The following is a 15,069-nucleotide window of genomic DNA, read 5'->3' on the forward strand; positions in this document are numbered from 1 at the left end:
GCATGGCAACGCCCCGTCACGTACAGATGGAGGGGGCGCTGCAAGTATGTTGCTCCACGATACGCTCAGATACGGCCTTCCTCGACCGCATGACACGCCACCTGGTTACCGTCGTCGGTGACGATGAGCTGCGGTACTTCCTGGCGGCAGCGCTCCATGGCATGCGGACACCGACCATGAAAGACACAGCCCGAGGGAAGGTGAACCGGCGTGGGGACTTCGCCGGAAAGGCGTACATGCTCGGGGCGGTCGTCTTCGAGGCGGGGAATCGCCGAGAGCAGCGCTTGCGTATAGGGATGCTTAGGCCTCGCGAACAGTGAGCGCGTATCGGCTAGTTCACACACCGTCCCCAGATACATGACCGCCACCCGCGTACCAAAATGCTCGACCACGGCCAAGTCATGGGTAATGAAGAGATACGTCAGGTGGCGTTCGGCCTGTGCGTCCATCAGCAGGTTGAGCACCTGGGCCTGGATCGACACATCGAGCGCCGAGATCGGTTCGTCGGCGACGATGAACTCGGGGTCGACTGCCAACGCCCGGGCAATTGCGATCCGTTGGCGTTGACCGCCGGAAAACTCGTGCCCGAAGCGCTTGCCCCATTCCGGATCGATGCCCACCGACGCCATCACGTCGTCCACCTTGTCCTGGACCTGCGGTGTCGTCCAGTCCGGGTGATGAAAACGCAATGGTTCTTCCAGCGTCTGTTGGATCGTCATGCGTGGGTTAAGCGAGGCATACGGATTCTGAAAGATCATCTGCATGCGCTGACGATAAGGCAGTAGCCGTTTACCACGCATATTATCGATGCGCTGGCCGTCATACCTAATTTCCCCCGCGCTGGGAGACAGCAACCCCATGACCAGGCGCGCCACGGTGGATTTGCCACAGCCGGACTCCCCGACCACGCACAAAGCCTCGCCCCGGCGAACGGTGAGGTCCACACCGTTGATGGCATGCACTTGCTCATTGCGCCGCACCAGGCGGCCTTTTTCGAAGTGCAACTGTTCGAGAAATCCGTCGGCCAACGGGAAATGCTTGTACATTCCCCGAATCTCCAGCAGGGACTCGGCCTCGGCGTGGTTCTGTGACGTGGTCACGGGTGATGCTTGGGCGGCAACGGCGTTCATGAGGCCTCCTTGGCGAGCATGTCACGCACCATGTGGCACGCGACGTCGCAATTTCCCGAGGTGACGAACTCAGGGACCTCTTCGAGGCAATCGCGGCGCGGCTGCCCCGAAGCGTCGTAACGATATTGGCAACGCGGATGGAATGCGCAACCGCTCGGCGTATTGGCTAGTGATGGCATCGAGCCAGGAATTTGGTTGAGCCGGCTACCGGGCGTGGTCATCTGGGGCAGGGCGTTGAGCAACCCCTGGGTGTAGGGGTGCTGGGCATCGTTGATGATTTCGCGCGTCGGTCCCTGCTCGATGACGCGTCCGGCGTACATGACCAGCGTACGCTGCGTCATCTGGCTAACTACTCCCAAGTCATGGGTGATCAACACCAGCCCCACATTGTGCTTCTCGCACAGCTCGCGCAGGAGCGTCATGATCTCGGCTTGAATCGTCACATCCAACGCCGTGGTTGGTTCGTCGGCGACGATGATATCCGGGTCCAGCAGGAGCGCGATCGCAATGATGATGCGCTGGCGCATGCCCCCTGAGAGTTCGTGAGGATACTGATCCAGGCGTGTTTCCGGCGAGGGGATATAAACCTGCTTGAGCTTGTGCAGGGCGATGGCGCGCGCTTCACGCGTCGAGATACGTCGATGCGCCTTCAGGCTCTCGACCATCTGCTCGCCAATGGACAGCACGGGGTTGAGCGTCATCATCGGATCCTGAAAGATCATCGAGATCCGGTTGCCGCGTACGCGACGCAGCTCGCGTGCCGACATTCGCGCCAGATCGTTACCCTCGAAGCGAATGCTGCCGTCGGCGATATACCCCGGCTTGGCGATAAGGTTGAGCAATGTGAACGCGGCGACCGATTTGCCCGCGCCGGACTCGCCGACAATGCCCAGACGCTCGCCGCGATCCAGCGTGAAGCTAACGTCGCGCAAGGCGCGTACCTCACCTTGGCGCAGGGCGAAGCGCACATCGAGATTGGAAACTTCGAGTAAAGCCATGTGCGTTACCCCTTGTAGAGCCGAGGATTCATGACGTCGCGCAGCCAGTCGCCAAGCAAGTTGACTACCAGCACCAGCACCACGAGGACTGCGCCGGGGATCAGCGTGATCCACCAGGACCCGGACTGCAGATAATCAAAGCCGGACTTGATCAACGAACCCAGAGAAGGCTGGGTTTCCGGCATGCCCAGGCCTAGGAAGGAAAGGGCGGCCTCGGAGATGATGGCGTTGGCGATCTGCACGGTCGATATAACGAAGATCGGCGAGAGCGTGTTGGGCAGGATATGGCGGAACATGACCCGGCGGTCGCGATAGCCCATGACGCGAGCGGCATCCACGTATTCCTTGGAACGCTCGGCCAGCACCGACGCGCGCACCGTGCGGGCGTATTGCGGCCATTCAGCAAGCCCGATGATCAACACCAGCAGCCAGACGGCGTAATCGCTATACACGGCACCGCCGAAGACGGCCTTGATCAACGCCCCGACGATGATGGCGACCATCAATGTCGAGAACGATAGCTGAATGTCCGCCAGACGCATCAGAAACGCATCGATCCGGCCGCCCAGATAACCGGCCAACAGCCCCACGGTGACGCCGATCAGCGCCTGGAGCATCACCGCGCCGAAGCCGATGATCAGCGAGACGCGCGCGCCATAGAGGATCGTCGACAGCAGATCACGCCCCTGGGCATCGGTGCCCAAGGGGAAAAGAGCATCAGCCCCGTCGACCCATATGGGAGGAAGCTCGGAGTTAAGGATATTGATCTGGGTGAGATCGTAGGGGTTCATCGGTGCGAGCCACGGCGCGCAAACCGCCCCCAGGAGAATGCACAGGAAAATGGCCAGACAGAATTGCGCGATCCAATCACGCTTGAAGCTGTAGACCAGGTAGGAATTACGGAAACGCTTCCAGCGGGAAGGCGTTGTTGCAGTCGTTGTCGTCATGCCGGCTTCCCTGTCAGTTTCACTGTCGGATTGACCAGCCCGTAGATCAGATCAACCAGCGTGTTGGTGACCACGAAGATCAAGCCGACAATCATCAAGTAGGTCACGATGAGCGGGATATCCGAGCGCTGGATGGCTTCGAGGAACATGAGCCCCATGCCCGGCCACTGGAAGACGGTCTCGGTCAGGATGGTGTAGGCCACCATGGTGCCGAGCTGAACGCCGCCAACGGTAATGACCGGCAACATGGTGTTCTTGAGCGCATGCACGAAGTAGATGCGCTTGAGCGAGATCCCTTTGGCCGTGGCGAACTTGACGTATTCCGACTGCAGAACCTCGAGCATTTCGGCACGTATCAGTCGAATGAAAAGCGGCAGCATGATCGATGCCAACGAAACGGCGGGCAACACCAGATACGTCAGGCCATCGAGGGAGAAGAAGTTGCTATCCCAGGTGCCGAAGAGATGCGTCAAGTCGTTGCCGCGCCCGTATGACGGCATTCCGCCCTCAGTGGACAGCACACCGTTGAGCCACTGTCCCCATCCCGTATCCACCGGAAACGGGGAGAAGTCGACGCCGATCGCGAAGAGTTGAATCAACATGATGGCCGTCAGGAAAACGGGGATCGAAATACCGATGATGGATACGCTCATGAAAAAGCGTGACAGGGCCGATCGCGGGCGTATCGCACAGTAGACCCCGATGGGTACCGAGAACACCACGATGATGATTGTCGCGGCAATTACCAGTTCCAGCGTCGCCGGTAAATGGCGCTGGATGACCTCTGTCGTCGGCTCGTTGAAAAAATACGAGTAACCGAAATCGCCTTGCAGGGCATTGGTCGCGAAGCGACCGTACTGCACGAGGAAGGAGTCGTTGAGCCCCAGCTCTTCTCGCAGTTCGGCCCGTTGGCTCTCCGGCACGGACTGTCCCACCATCTGCTGGATGGGATCGCCCAGATTGCTCTGGATGGCGAAACTGATAACGCTGATGACGAACATGACCACGAAGGCATGCATCAGTCGCTTGATCAGAAAAGCGATCATGGATGGCGTGTCCTGTTAAACGGGCATCTCCGTCCCGTGCCCTGAGTGGGCCGGGCCGGAGAAACATCGTGGATGGGAATAGGGCAATGCCGCCCAATGGCGGCATTGCATGGTCGCGCTCTTATTGCTCGACCACGAGATCCCCGAGATACGGGAAATTCATGACGTTCACCACGGGCTCGAGCTTGACGTTTTTCTTCGCCGCCCAAGCGAGATCCTGCCAGTGCAACGGCATGAAAGCGGCGTCGTCATACAGCGCTTTCTCGACCGCCTGCAGCATCTTCGCGCGCTTGTCACGATCGGTCTCGACATTCGCCTGCGCGACTTTCTCGTCGAGCTCTGGGTTACAGTAGTTAGCCGCGTTGTACTGGCCGGCTCCCGTCTCGGGGTCCGGGCACTCGGTGAGATACTGGAACAGGTTGGCGGAGTCTTCGGTATCGGCATGCCAACCGATCATCATGATATCCGCGGCGCGGTCGTCGAACTCTCCCCAATACTGAGCTTTGGGTAGCGTCTTGAGGTCCACGTCGACATTGATGCGCGACAACATCGTGGCCACCGCTTGGGCGATCTTGGCGTCGTTCACATAGCGGTTGTTGGGCGCCATCATGGAGACCGAGAAGCCATCTTCGTAGCCGGCTTCTTTCATTAGTTCCTTGGCTTTCTCAACGTCGTAGCGCGGTTCCAGGCTGTCGTTGTAACCGTCGTAGCCCTTGGGAGAGAGTTGCGCCGCGGGGGTCGCAAAGCCTTTCATCAACCGGTCGGCGATGGCCTGCTGATTCACTGCGTAGTTGAAGGCCTTGCGGACACGTGGATCCTCGAACGCTTCCACACGCTTCTGGTTGAGCTGCATGAGGATGATGCGGGTGCCCGACATGGTGGTCAGCTCGACATTCTTGTCGGCTCTGACGCGGTCCAGATCATTGGGCGGTACGGGCGCTATGAAATCGACATCACCGGACAGCAATGCCGATACACGCGTGGCGTTCTCGCCGATCGGCGTCAGCACGAGACGGTCGACATTGCCCGGGGAGTCTTTGTCCCAGTAGTCATCAAAGCGTTCGAACTCGACTTTGACGCCTTGCTGGCGGGACACGACCTCGTAGGGGCCGGTACCCGACGAGTGCCGTGATGCGAAGGAATCGCCATTCTTGACGATTTCATCCTTGGGATCGCCGTCTTCCGTCTCGCCTGAGTAGTACTCGCTATCCATGGGGAAGATATAGGTCGCGAGGTTGAGAACGAGCGGGTAGGGCTTATGCGTCTTTATTTCGACGGTGTGCTCGTCGATGGCGGTTGCCGAAGCGATGGGATCGAAGATCGCCTTGAAATCGGCACTACGCTTCAGGCGGTTGATGGTCCAGACCACGTCCTTGGCCGTGAAGTCGTTACCGGTATGGAACTTGACGCCATCACGCAGCGTGAAACGCATCGTCTTGTCATCGATGCGTTCCCAGTCCGCCGCCAGGCGCGGCTCAAACTTGACGTCCTTCGTCCAGCGTACGAGGGGGTCGTGCGTCAGGTGCGAAAGCTGCAAGATGCCGCCGGAGAGCTGCTCATGGATGTCCAACGACACCGGGTCGGCATCATACGCCATGCGTAATGTCACGGGATCGCTATCGCTGGCCGAGTCTTGCGCCAGCGCAGGCAGCGGAAGCACGACGGAAGCGCCGAGCAACGAGGCCAGGAGAGTCTTCTTATCGATCATGTTGAAGCCCTATTGTGTATTGTTATGCGACGAGAATCGTCAGCTTCAACATAAAGAGCTTTGTGTGAAGACGACAATCGAAATCTTGATGGTCGCCATTCGTCAGATGAATAACAGCGTCCTGGCAGCTTCCAGCGCGTGGTCGATATCAGCGCTCGACGCGGTCGAAGCGATGGATGTGCGAGGCTTCGTCGAGCTGCGATACCGTGCACTCAAGATCGGTCACACAGCCATCGGACAAGCCGTAGACCCAACCATGCACCGATAGTTTTTGTCCCCGCTGCCAGGCTCGCTGCACGACCTTGGTACGACACAGGTTGGCGACTTGTGCACGCACGTTGAGTTCGCACATTCGATCGACCTTCTCGTCGAGCGACAATGGCTCCAGCGCCTCACGGTTGATGCTGTAAATCTCGCGAACGCTGTGTAGCCAGTAATCGATCATGCCATTATCGCCATCGGCGATAGCGGCCCGCACGCCACCGCAGCCATAGTGGCCGACCACCATGATGTGTTCGACCTGCAGCACATCAACCGCGAATTGCACCACCGACAGCGCATTCATGTCGTTGTGATACAGCAGATTGGCCACGTTGCGATGTACGAACACCTCGCCCGGGGGCAAATCGATGATCTGGTTCGCCGGCACGCGGCTGTCCGAGCACCCGATCCACAGATAATCTGGATTCTGCTGATGCGACAAGCGCTCGAAGAAGTCCGGGTCACGCTCACGTACGCTGGCGGCCCACTGGCGGTTCTGTTCCAACAGCTTCTTGATATCGCTCATGTAAATCTCTTCATGCAGGGGGTATCCAAGCAACTTTTACCCCCTGTGCTACCAAGCGTCAATCTAGCCCCTCCCTGAGCGTTCGCCGGACTGTTATCATCTGCGCATCGAAAAGTCAGGAGATCGACGTGGCTCAGTACGATTACGACCTATTTGTCATCGGCGCAGGCTCCGGTGGAGTACGCGCCGCACGCACGGCGGCTGCTACGGGGGCGCGCGTCGCCATTGCCGAGGACCGCTATCTGGGGGGCACCTGTGTGAATGTCGGGTGTGTGCCCAAGAAGCTTTATTCCTATGCGGCGCATTTCCATGATGCCTTCGAGGATAGTGCCGGCTTCGGTTGGACGTTGCCCGAGGCACCGAGCTTTGACTGGGCTACGCTGCGTGACAACAAGATCGAGGAGATCAAGCGCCTCAACGGTATCTACGGGCGTTTGCTCGAAGGTGCCGACGTCATGCTGCTCAATGGTCGCGCCCGGATTGCCGGGCCTCATAGCGTCGAGATCAACGGCGAGACGGTCTCCGCCGAGAAGATTCTGGTAGCGACAGGCGGCTGGCCCTGGGTTCCCGACATCGAGGGTGCGGAACACGCCGTGGACTCCAATCGCGTCTTCGACCTGGAGAGCTTTCCCGAGCGCTTCCTGGTGCTCGGCGGCGGTTATATCGCGGTCGAGTTCGCCAGCATCTTCAATGGACTCGGCAGTGACGCGCACTTGGTCTACCGCGGCGAGCTTTTCCTGCGCGGCTTCGACCGTGAAGTACGGGAGTTCACCCGCGACGAGATGCAGAAGAAGGGCGTCAACCTGCATTTCGAAACCACCATCGAGCGTATCGAGCCGGTCGGCGATGCCTACCGCGTGAGCCTGACTAACGGCGAAACACTGGAAGTGGACGTCGTACTGGCGGCCACTGGACGCCGCCCCAACCTTACCGGTCTGGGGCTCGATGAGCTGGATATCGCGCTCAATCCCAATGGTACCGTGAAGGTCGACGAGCGTTATCAGACCTCAGAACCGTCGATCCTGGCGCTGGGCGACGTGACCGGAGGTCCCGAGCTTACCCCCGTGGCACTTGCCGAGGCCATGCACCTCGTTCAACACCACTACGGGGATGCAACGCCGGGGCCCTTGGATTACCAGGACATCGCCACGGCAGTCTTCTGTCACCCCAATATCGGCACCGTCGGCCTGAGCGAAGAAGAAGCGCGCGAGCAGTGCGAGGCTGGAGTGCGCATCTATCGCGCTGACTTCCGCCCCATGAAGCACACGCTCTCGGGTAGCCAGGAACGTTGCCTGATGAAGCTAGTCGTTGATGACGCAACCGATCGTGTGGTCGGCGCTCACATGGTGGGCGACGATGCCGGCGAACTCATTCAGGGGATCGCCATCGCCGTGCGTGCACGCCTGACCAAGACCGACTTTGATGCCACGGTGGGCATTCACCCCACTAGTGCTGAAGAGTTCGTCACAATGCGCTCCTTGTCACGTCGCTAGCGATATGATGAAGTTTCGAATAGCAAACGGGCCACCTCGGTGGCCCGTTTGCGTTGATACCCGACCGCGAGGCATCTCCACGCAATGCATGCATACGACTCATGATTGACTAAACTGAGAGCAGTCGTGGTTACATAAGCTCAGGTTAGCAGCGCATTCCATATGCGCATGTCAGACTATAATGTGTGTTTATGTGATAGCGACATGACGATAATGGCTTATTTGATCAATGCATAAGCCGCTGTTATTATTGCGAACACATTCGCCATTAGCGAAAAATGGATATGACACCCACGACCGAGAACTTCACGCCTTCCGCCGATCTGGCGCGTCCTAGCGTCGCCGATACCGTGATTGGCAGTGCACAGAAGACTCTTTTCATCCGTAAGCCCACGACCGACGATGGGTGGGGAATCTACGAGCTCGTCAAGGCGTGCCCCCCCTTGGATGTCAACTCGGGATACGCCTATCTATTGCTCGCGACGCAGTTTCGCGATACCTGTGCCGTCGCCACGGACGAAGAAGGGGAGATCGTCGGTTTCGTCTCCGGTTACGTGAAGCGCAACGCGCCGGATACCTATTTCCTGTGGCAAGTGGCCGTGGGTGATAAAGCTCGCGGAACGGGATTGGCACGGCGTCTCGTCGAAGCCGTACTGATGCGCTCCGGGATGAGCGGTGTCCGCCATCTCGAAACTACCATCACACCCGATAATGAGGCATCGTGGGGGCTGTTCAAGCGTCTTGCCGACCGTTGGCAGGCACCGCTGAATAGCCGTGAGTATTTCTCCACGGGGCAGCTGGGTGGCGAGCACGATCCGGAAAATCTCGTCCGAATCGGCCCGTTCGAGCCGCAACGAATTTGACCCGCTTAAAGAGGCAATCTATGCAGACCGAGATTCTCGAACGTATGGAATCTGAAGTTCGGACCTATTCGCGTTCGTTTCCGACCGTTTTCACCGAAGCCAAGGGTGCCCGTCTGCACTCTGAAGACGGTAAGCAGTACATCGACTTTCTCGCGGGCGCCGGTACGCTGAACTACGGGCACAACAATCCCCATATCAAGCAGGCGTTGGTGGATTACATCGCGTCCGACGGCATCGTTCATGGCCTCGACATGTGGAGCAAGGCCAAGCGCGAATATCTGGAGACCCTCGAAGAGGTAATCCTCAAGCCGCGCGGTCTGAACTACAAGGTTCAGTTGCCGGGGCCGACGGGTACCAATGCCGTGGAAGCCGCCATCCGCATAGCGCGCAATGCCAAAGGGCGTCATAACATCGTCGCCTTCACCAATGGTTTCCATGGGGTCACCATGGGGGCGCTGGCCACCACCGGTAATCGCAAGTTCCGTGAAGCCACCGGCGGCATCCCGATGCAGGGCGGAAGCTTCATGCCCTTCGATGGTTACATGGGCGAAGGTACCGACACCCTGGGCTATTTCGAAAAGCTGCTGGGCGACAACTCCAGCGGCCTCGATATTCCCGCCGCCGTGATCGTCGAAACGGTGCAGGGCGAGGGCGGTATCAATCCGGCCAGCATTCCGTGGCTACAACGCCTGGAGAAAATCTGCCGCGCCCATGACATCCTGCTGATCATCGATGACATCCAGGCAGGCTGCGGTCGTACCGGCAAGTTCTTCAGCTTCGAGCATGCCGACATCCAGCCGGACATCGTTACCAACTCCAAATCGCTATCAGGCTACGGACTACCGTTCGCTCACGTGCTGATGCGTCCGGAGCTGGATATCTGGAAGCCTGGCCAATACAACGGCACGTTCCGTGGCTTCAGCCTTGCTCTCGTGACGGCCGCCGCCGCCATGCGCCACTTCTGGAGCGACGATACCTTCGAGCGTGATGTGCAACGCAAAGGCGGTATCGTTGAAGAGCGTTTCCAGAAAATCGCTACCTTCATGACCGAGAAAGGACACAAAGCCAGCGAGCGTGGCCGTGGCCTGATGCGCGGCCTGGATGTCGTCGACGGCGATATGGCCGACAAGATCACCGCTCAGGCCTTCAAGAACGGCTTGATCATCGAGACGTCGGGGCACTCCGGCCAGGTCGTCAAATGCCTGTGTCCGCTGACCATCTCCGACGAAGACCTCAATGAAGGTCTGGATATTCTTGAGCGAAGCGTCAAGGAAGTCTTTAGTCAAGCCTGAACGCGCTATTCGTTAGTCCACTAAGTTACTATCGTCACATGCGTTACAGTGGACTTCGGATGTGGCCCGCGAGATCGCGGGCCCTTTATTGAGCCCCATGGAGGATTGCGCTACATGATCGTTCGTAACCTGGAAGAGTGCCGCAAGACCGAGCGCTTCGTTGAAGCCGATAACGGTAACTGGGACAGCACGCGCCTGGTGCTGGCCGACGACAACGTTGGCTTCTCGTTCAACATTACCCGTATTCATCCGGGCACTGAGACCCACATTCATTACAAGCATCACTTCGAAGCCGTGTTTTGCTACGAAGGTGAAGGTGAAGTCGAAACGCTGGCCGATGGCAAGATCCATCCCATCAAGGCTGGCGATATGTATCTGCTCGATCAGCACGATGAGCATTTGCTACGCGGCAAAGAAAAAGGCATGACCGTGGCATGCGTGTTCAATCCTGCGCTGACCGGGCGTGAGGTTCACCGTGAAGACGGCTCTTACGCACCGGTTGATGAATAGACGCTAGCGTCGAGCACGCCCGCAAAAACGCTGCCTTATCCGGCAGCGTTTTCTTTTGTGCGTGTGTGCGTGAGTTAGCGGTGCAACCAGCGAGGGCGTCGCTCGACACCATGATGGATGGCGTTAATAGCCAATGGATAGCGCTTGTGATTGTATCCATATTGCCCACCCTCTGGTTCGCATAATATATATTATGTTAAATTATATGTTTTATCTTGTGTCAGTAATGGACATCCCAGCAACCAACTCCGTATGATCAAGCGCGATTTTGTTCAGGTGCCTGAGCCCCACGCCCTCTCGTTTCGTTTTCAATGCGTTGCCAAGATGGCCCTCGACAGGAATATGCTATGCGCTCCCGCTCGTTATTTCTTTCCGCTTTGTGCGTTGGTGTACTGACACTCGCAGGTTGCGCCGTACCACAGGCGACACATCACAACACCGACGATTTGACTGAGACGGCTTTCAATCAACGTCTGGAGAGCCTAGAAAACAACCTGGCGCTACGCTGCTCGACTCAAACCGAGCTGTTACGCGTTCAAGCCGAGCGTGCGCAGCGTATCGGTGACAATGTGCGGGCCAATGGCAAACTGCTACGTCACTTACGCGCCGATGTGGAGAATATCGGTCAAGAACCTCGCGTGGTGACCACGTGTCCCATAGAGCGCAACGATACAGCCAGCAAGGAAATGCTCGGGCGCAATGAATGGGTCGGCTTTCCCACGGTTGGCACCTACCTCAAGGCGCGTGTGGACTCCGGTGCAAATACATCCTCGCTCTCGGCGCATGAAGTGACGGAGTTCGAACGCGATGGCGAAAGCTGGGTGCGTTTCAAGTTGGCACTCGAGGATGACGAACCAGCCGTCGACGGCATGCGTGACAACGTGATCGAGGCGCCGGTGACACGCCGCGTCAAGATCATTCAAGCATCGGGTACCGATAGTCGTCCCGTGATCAGCCTGCTGATGACCCTGGGCCCTCTAAAGCAGCGCGTCGAGTTCACGCTCAACGATCGCTCGCATCTCGATTACCCCGTCTTGCTGGGACGGCGTTTCTTCATGGATATAGCGCTGATCGATGTCAGCCAGGCCTACATCCATCCGCGGCCGGAATTTCCCGGTGGCAAGAGCGCGTCAGAGGCGGAAAAGGATCAGCAAGACAACGATAGCGAGGAAGAAACTCGCTGAGCCGGCGCCCCATGGCGCATCTCGATAACCTTAAGTGGACGGCGTCACGGCGGCGCCGCCTTGTCGACAAGGACAATGCATGTCTCGAGTGCCTTTTTACCTGTTGGTCGGCGCCTTGCTGGTCATTGGTATCATCTTGACCATCTTCCGACATTTCCATTACGACGTTCCCTTCATGCCAGGCGAGCAACGCCAGATATGGGAAGTCGAGGCACAGGTCAATTTCGATGCCGAGAACGGCCCCGTCAGGGTCGATCTTGCCCTGCCCTCCAACCAGCCCGGCTTTCGTCTACTGACGGAAAACACCGCCTCCTCGGGATTCGGACTGTCATATCTGCGTGACGACAAGGCACGCCATGCGCAGTGGGCAATCCGGCAAGCCAATGGGCCTCAGCAGCTTTATTACTCGGCTCAGCTGCTGGTGACCGATGGCGAGGAGGAGTTTCTAGCCGAGCCCCCGGCATTGCAACGCGATATCGGCTGGGAGCGGCCCTACGATACGGCTGCCAGAGAAGTCATCGGCCAGGCACATGAACGCTCGGCGGATGCCTTCACGTTCACGCGTGAGTTGATCAAGGTGTTCACCGATCAACGTCAGGGGGAAAACGCCCGGCTCCTGCTTTCTCAATACGAGCGCCCTGTCTTGCTGACCCGCTTGCTCAATCAAGCCGATGTTCACGCTCGGATCGTCAATGGCTTGAGGCTGGAAGATGGCCGTCGTCGACAGTCGCTGACCCCGTGGCTGCAAGTATTCGAAAACGAGAAATGGGTACTGATCAATCCCCGGACGGGCGATCAAGGCAAGCCGGATGACCTCTTGCTGTGGGAGCGTAACGGCAATGCCGTGCTCGAAGTTCAGGGGGGCAGCGACTCTCGCGTGAGCTTCTCGATGTTGCGTCATAACGAACCGGCATCAGTTGCGGTGCGCAATCAGTTTGCCGACGACACCCTGCTCAACTTCTCCATTCATAGCTTGCCCATCGAAGAACAGGCGCTCTTCAAGACGATCCTGTTGATTCCCATCGGGGCGCTGGTCGTCGTGCTGCTGCGCGTTCTCGTGGGGCTCGAGACCTCCGGTACTTTCATGCCGGTATTGATCGCTCTGGCCTTCATTCAAACGACCTTGGTCACCGGCTTGGTCGGCTTCCTGCTCGTCGTCGCCGTGGGTCTGGTGATTCGCAGCTATCTATCGCGGCTCAATCTATTACTGGTGGCGCGAGTGTCGGCGGTGATCATCACGGTCATCGCCATCATTTCGTTATTCTCGGTCATGGCCTATCGCTTCGGCCTCAATGCGGGGCTGACCATCACCTTCTTCCCGATGATCATTCTCTCCTGGACCATTGAGCGGATGTCGATCCTATGGGAGGAAGAAGGCCCCAGAGAAGTCCTCAAGCAGGGATTCGGCAGCCTGCTGACCGCCGTGCTGGCCTATCTGGCCATGAACAACCCCTGGGTACGCCACATCACCTTCAACTTCCTGGGCGTGCAACTGATTCTCATGGCCATGATTCTGCTGCTGGGGAATTATACCGGGTACCGTTTGCTGGAGTTGCGACGCTTCCAGCCCCTGGCGAAGGATGACTGACATGTGGGCGACTCCAGCCAGGTTGCAAGCCAAGGGCGTCATCGGCATGAACCGCCGCAACATTCGCTATATCGGCCGCTATAACGATCGCCGGCTCTATCCTCTCGTCGACGACAAGCTACAGACCAAGCTCCTGGCCAAGCGCCACGGCATCACGACGCCGGACTTGATCGGTACCGTGAGCACGCAGTTCGACGTGAAGCACGTCGTCGAGATGGTGAAAGACGCACCCGGCTTCGTCATCAAGCCCGCCAAGGGCAGTGGCGGCAAGGGCATTCTCGTCGTCGAACGTCAGCAGGATGGCGGGTACGTCAAGCCCAGTGGTGCGCGCATCGAGCGCGTGGATCTGGAACGTCACGTCTCCAATATCCTGTCCGGGCTTTATTCGCTGGGCGGCACGCCCGATGTCGCCGTGATCGAGTCCTTGATCGCCTTCGACGAAGTCTTCGCCGCGTATACCTACGAAGGCGTGCCCGATATTCGCGTCATCATCTTCCGCGGGTATCCGGTCATGGCGATGATGCGCCTTTCCACGGCGGCGTCGGATGGCAAGGCAAACCTGCACCAGGGCGCGGTCGGCGTAGGGCTCGACATCACCACGGGGGCGGCCTTGCGAGGCGTGCAGTTCAATCGCCCCCGCGAAGACCATCCCGACACCGGCCACGGCCTGGCCTCCTTGTACGTTCCAGGTTGGGATGCCCTGCTCCACCTGGCAGCCAGCTGCTATGAAATGACCGGACTCGGTTACTTGGGCACCGACATGGTGCTCGATCGCCACCACGGCCCGATGCTCCTCGAGCTCAACGCCCGCCCGGGCTTAGCCATCCAGATGGCCAATGGCGAAGGGTTACGGCGGCGGCTGGATCTGATCGAAAAGCAAGCCGAGACACGCTCGGTCGAGGCACGCGTCGCTTTCGCGCAGCGGCATTTCGCGCGCGAGGGGGAGCTAGCCAGTTCCGCATGACCGGAGCGGAAGGCCGGGTGCGTCTGGCCCCGTCCGGGGCAACGGCGTAGAATGCCCCGCACTACCGAGAACGATGGTGTTGCGATGCTCGATTCCCATGCGCTACTGACTCAGGCGGAACGCCAGTGCCACAAGCACGGTGCGCGTTTCACGCCTATACGGCGACGTGTCCTGGAAATGATTGCCACCTCGCCAGGCGGTCTCAAAGCCTATGACCTGCTTGACCGTCTCGCGACGGAGCATGCCTCGGCGCGTCCCCCGACCGTCTATCGCGCGCTGGAGTTTCTCATCGAGCAAGGCCTGGTGCATCGCATCGAGTCGCTCAACGCCTACGTTGCCTGCCCCTGCCCCGAACATGCGCATGGCTTCCAACTGCTGATATGCCGTTCGTGCGGGCGGGTCGAAGAATTGCACCTCGACGATGTCAACGAGCAACTGACCCAGGTAGCTCATCAACAAGGCTACCGGATCGAGCGGCAAACTATCGAACTGCTGGGCCTATGTGCGTCCTGCATTGAGCAAGCGTCCGCTTAACTCACCCTATAACGCCAAGACGACA

Annotated in this window: 14 protein-coding genes; 8 read left to right on the forward strand and 6 right to left on the reverse strand. The window is 58.7% G+C overall.

The features are described from left to right. Positions 1-65: 65 nt before the first annotated feature. The 6 genes from OP494_RS02915 to can form a co-directional block, all read right to left on the reverse strand. The gene (locus OP494_RS02915; protein WP_280539225.1) at positions 66-1,130 is read right to left on the reverse strand and encodes an oligopeptide/dipeptide ABC transporter ATP-binding protein; all 1,065 of its coding nucleotides are present in this window, start codon (positions 1,128-1,130) and stop codon (positions 66-68) included. After that, positions 1,127-2,128 (reverse strand): ABC transporter ATP-binding protein, encoded by a 1,002-nt coding sequence (locus OP494_RS02920; protein WP_040241137.1) that lies wholly within the window; start codon positions 2,126-2,128, stop codon positions 1,127-1,129. The genes OP494_RS02915 and OP494_RS02920 overlap by 4 nt, the downstream gene beginning before the upstream one ends. Before the next feature lie 5 nt (positions 2,129-2,133). Beyond that, the gene (locus OP494_RS02925; protein WP_280539226.1) at positions 2,134-3,075 is read right to left on the reverse strand and encodes an ABC transporter permease; all 942 of its coding nucleotides are present in this window, start codon (positions 3,073-3,075) and stop codon (positions 2,134-2,136) included. Further along, positions 3,072-4,121, reverse strand: coding sequence for an ABC transporter permease (locus OP494_RS02930; RefSeq protein WP_280539228.1), 1,050 nt, complete (start codon positions 4,119-4,121; stop codon positions 3,072-3,074). The genes OP494_RS02925 and OP494_RS02930 overlap by 4 nt, the downstream gene beginning before the upstream one ends. A gap of 121 nt (positions 4,122-4,242) precedes the next feature. Then, positions 4,243-5,829, reverse strand: coding sequence for an ABC transporter substrate-binding protein (locus tag OP494_RS02935; RefSeq protein WP_280539229.1), 1,587 nt, complete (start codon positions 5,827-5,829; stop codon positions 4,243-4,245). A 148-nt stretch (positions 5,830-5,977) separates the two neighbouring features. Next, on the reverse strand, positions 5,978-6,616 hold the full coding sequence (gene can / locus OP494_RS02940; protein ID WP_280539230.1) for a carbonate dehydratase: 639 nt from the start codon (positions 6,614-6,616) through the stop codon (positions 5,978-5,980). A gap of 128 nt (positions 6,617-6,744) precedes the next feature. Here can and gorA point away from each other — a divergent pair, with 128 nt between their 5' ends. The 8 genes from gorA to OP494_RS02980 all read left to right on the forward strand — a co-directional run bounded on the left by gorA (position 6,745) and on the right by OP494_RS02980 (position 15,044). Then, the gene (gorA, locus tag OP494_RS02945) at positions 6,745-8,109 is read left to right on the forward strand and encodes a glutathione-disulfide reductase (protein WP_280539231.1); all 1,365 of its coding nucleotides are present in this window, start codon (positions 6,745-6,747) and stop codon (positions 8,107-8,109) included. A 284-nt stretch (positions 8,110-8,393) separates the two neighbouring features. Next, positions 8,394-8,972 (forward strand): diaminobutyrate acetyltransferase, encoded by a 579-nt coding sequence (ectA, locus tag OP494_RS02950; RefSeq protein ID WP_040241148.1) that lies wholly within the window; start codon positions 8,394-8,396, stop codon positions 8,970-8,972. A 20-nt stretch (positions 8,973-8,992) separates the two neighbouring features. Next, positions 8,993-10,264: a diaminobutyrate--2-oxoglutarate transaminase gene (ectB, locus tag OP494_RS02955; RefSeq protein WP_280539232.1), complete on the forward strand. Its 1,272-nt coding sequence runs from the start codon at positions 8,993-8,995 to the stop codon at positions 10,262-10,264. Positions 10,265-10,378: 114 nt separating this feature from the next. Then, the gene (locus tag OP494_RS02960; RefSeq protein ID WP_246895256.1) at positions 10,379-10,774 is read left to right on the forward strand and encodes an ectoine synthase; all 396 of its coding nucleotides are present in this window, start codon (positions 10,379-10,381) and stop codon (positions 10,772-10,774) included. Positions 10,775-11,121: 347 nt separating this feature from the next. After that, positions 11,122-11,958 carry an ATP-dependent zinc protease gene (locus tag OP494_RS02965; protein ID WP_280539234.1) on the forward strand — a complete coding sequence of 279 codons (837 nt, stop codon included), beginning with the start codon at positions 11,122-11,124 and terminating at the stop codon, positions 11,956-11,958. Between the two features lie 79 nt (positions 11,959-12,037). Beyond that, entirely contained in the window at positions 12,038-13,546 is a 1,509-nt protein-coding gene (locus OP494_RS02970) for an inactive transglutaminase family protein (protein ID WP_280539235.1), read from the forward strand. Position 13,547: 1 nt separating this feature from the next. After that, complete coding sequence (locus OP494_RS02975; protein WP_246921929.1) at positions 13,548-14,510, forward strand: alpha-L-glutamate ligase-like protein; 963 nt, start codon at positions 13,548-13,550, stop codon at positions 14,508-14,510. Between the two features lie 84 nt (positions 14,511-14,594). Beyond that, positions 14,595-15,044: a transcriptional repressor gene (locus OP494_RS02980; RefSeq protein ID WP_246922219.1), complete on the forward strand. Its 450-nt coding sequence runs from the start codon at positions 14,595-14,597 to the stop codon at positions 15,042-15,044. Positions 15,045-15,069 lie beyond the last annotated feature (25 nt).

Origin of the sequence: Chromohalobacter sp. 11-W (assembly GCF_029889905.1) — a bacterium.
In the GTDB taxonomy this organism is placed as follows: Bacteria; Pseudomonadota; Gammaproteobacteria; order Pseudomonadales; family Halomonadaceae; genus Chromohalobacter.

Excerpts from the sequence above, each read along its gene's own strand:
- OP494_RS02975 (WP_246921929.1), top strand. The coding sequence starts at position 13,548 with ATGTGGGCGACTCCAGCCAGGTTGCAAGCCAAGGGCGTCATCGGCATG.
- OP494_RS02915 (WP_280539225.1), bottom strand. The coding sequence starts at position 1,130 with ATGAACGCCGTTGCCGCCCAAGCATCACCCGTGACCACGTCACAGAAC.
- ectA (WP_040241148.1), top strand. The coding sequence starts at position 8,394 with ATGACACCCACGACCGAGAACTTCACGCCTTCCGCCGATCTGGCGCGT.
- OP494_RS02920 (WP_040241137.1), bottom strand. The coding sequence starts at position 2,128 with ATGGCTTTACTCGAAGTTTCCAATCTCGATGTGCGCTTCGCCCTGCGC.
- OP494_RS02965 (WP_280539234.1), top strand. The coding sequence starts at position 11,122 with ATGCGCTCCCGCTCGTTATTTCTTTCCGCTTTGTGCGTTGGTGTACTG.
- OP494_RS02935 (WP_280539229.1), bottom strand. The coding sequence starts at position 5,829 with ATGATCGATAAGAAGACTCTCCTGGCCTCGTTGCTCGGCGCTTCCGTC.
- ectB (WP_280539232.1), top strand. The coding sequence starts at position 8,993 with ATGCAGACCGAGATTCTCGAACGTATGGAATCTGAAGTTCGGACCTAT.
- OP494_RS02930 (WP_280539228.1), bottom strand. The coding sequence starts at position 4,121 with ATGATCGCTTTTCTGATCAAGCGACTGATGCATGCCTTCGTGGTCATG.
- OP494_RS02960 (WP_246895256.1), top strand. The coding sequence starts at position 10,379 with ATGATCGTTCGTAACCTGGAAGAGTGCCGCAAGACCGAGCGCTTCGTT.
- OP494_RS02980 (WP_246922219.1), top strand. The coding sequence starts at position 14,595 with ATGCTCGATTCCCATGCGCTACTGACTCAGGCGGAACGCCAGTGCCAC.
- OP494_RS02925 (WP_280539226.1), bottom strand. The coding sequence starts at position 3,075 with ATGACGACAACGACTGCAACAACGCCTTCCCGCTGGAAGCGTTTCCGT.
- can (WP_280539230.1), bottom strand. The coding sequence starts at position 6,616 with ATGAGCGATATCAAGAAGCTGTTGGAACAGAACCGCCAGTGGGCCGCC.
- OP494_RS02970 (WP_280539235.1), top strand. The coding sequence starts at position 12,038 with ATGTCTCGAGTGCCTTTTTACCTGTTGGTCGGCGCCTTGCTGGTCATT.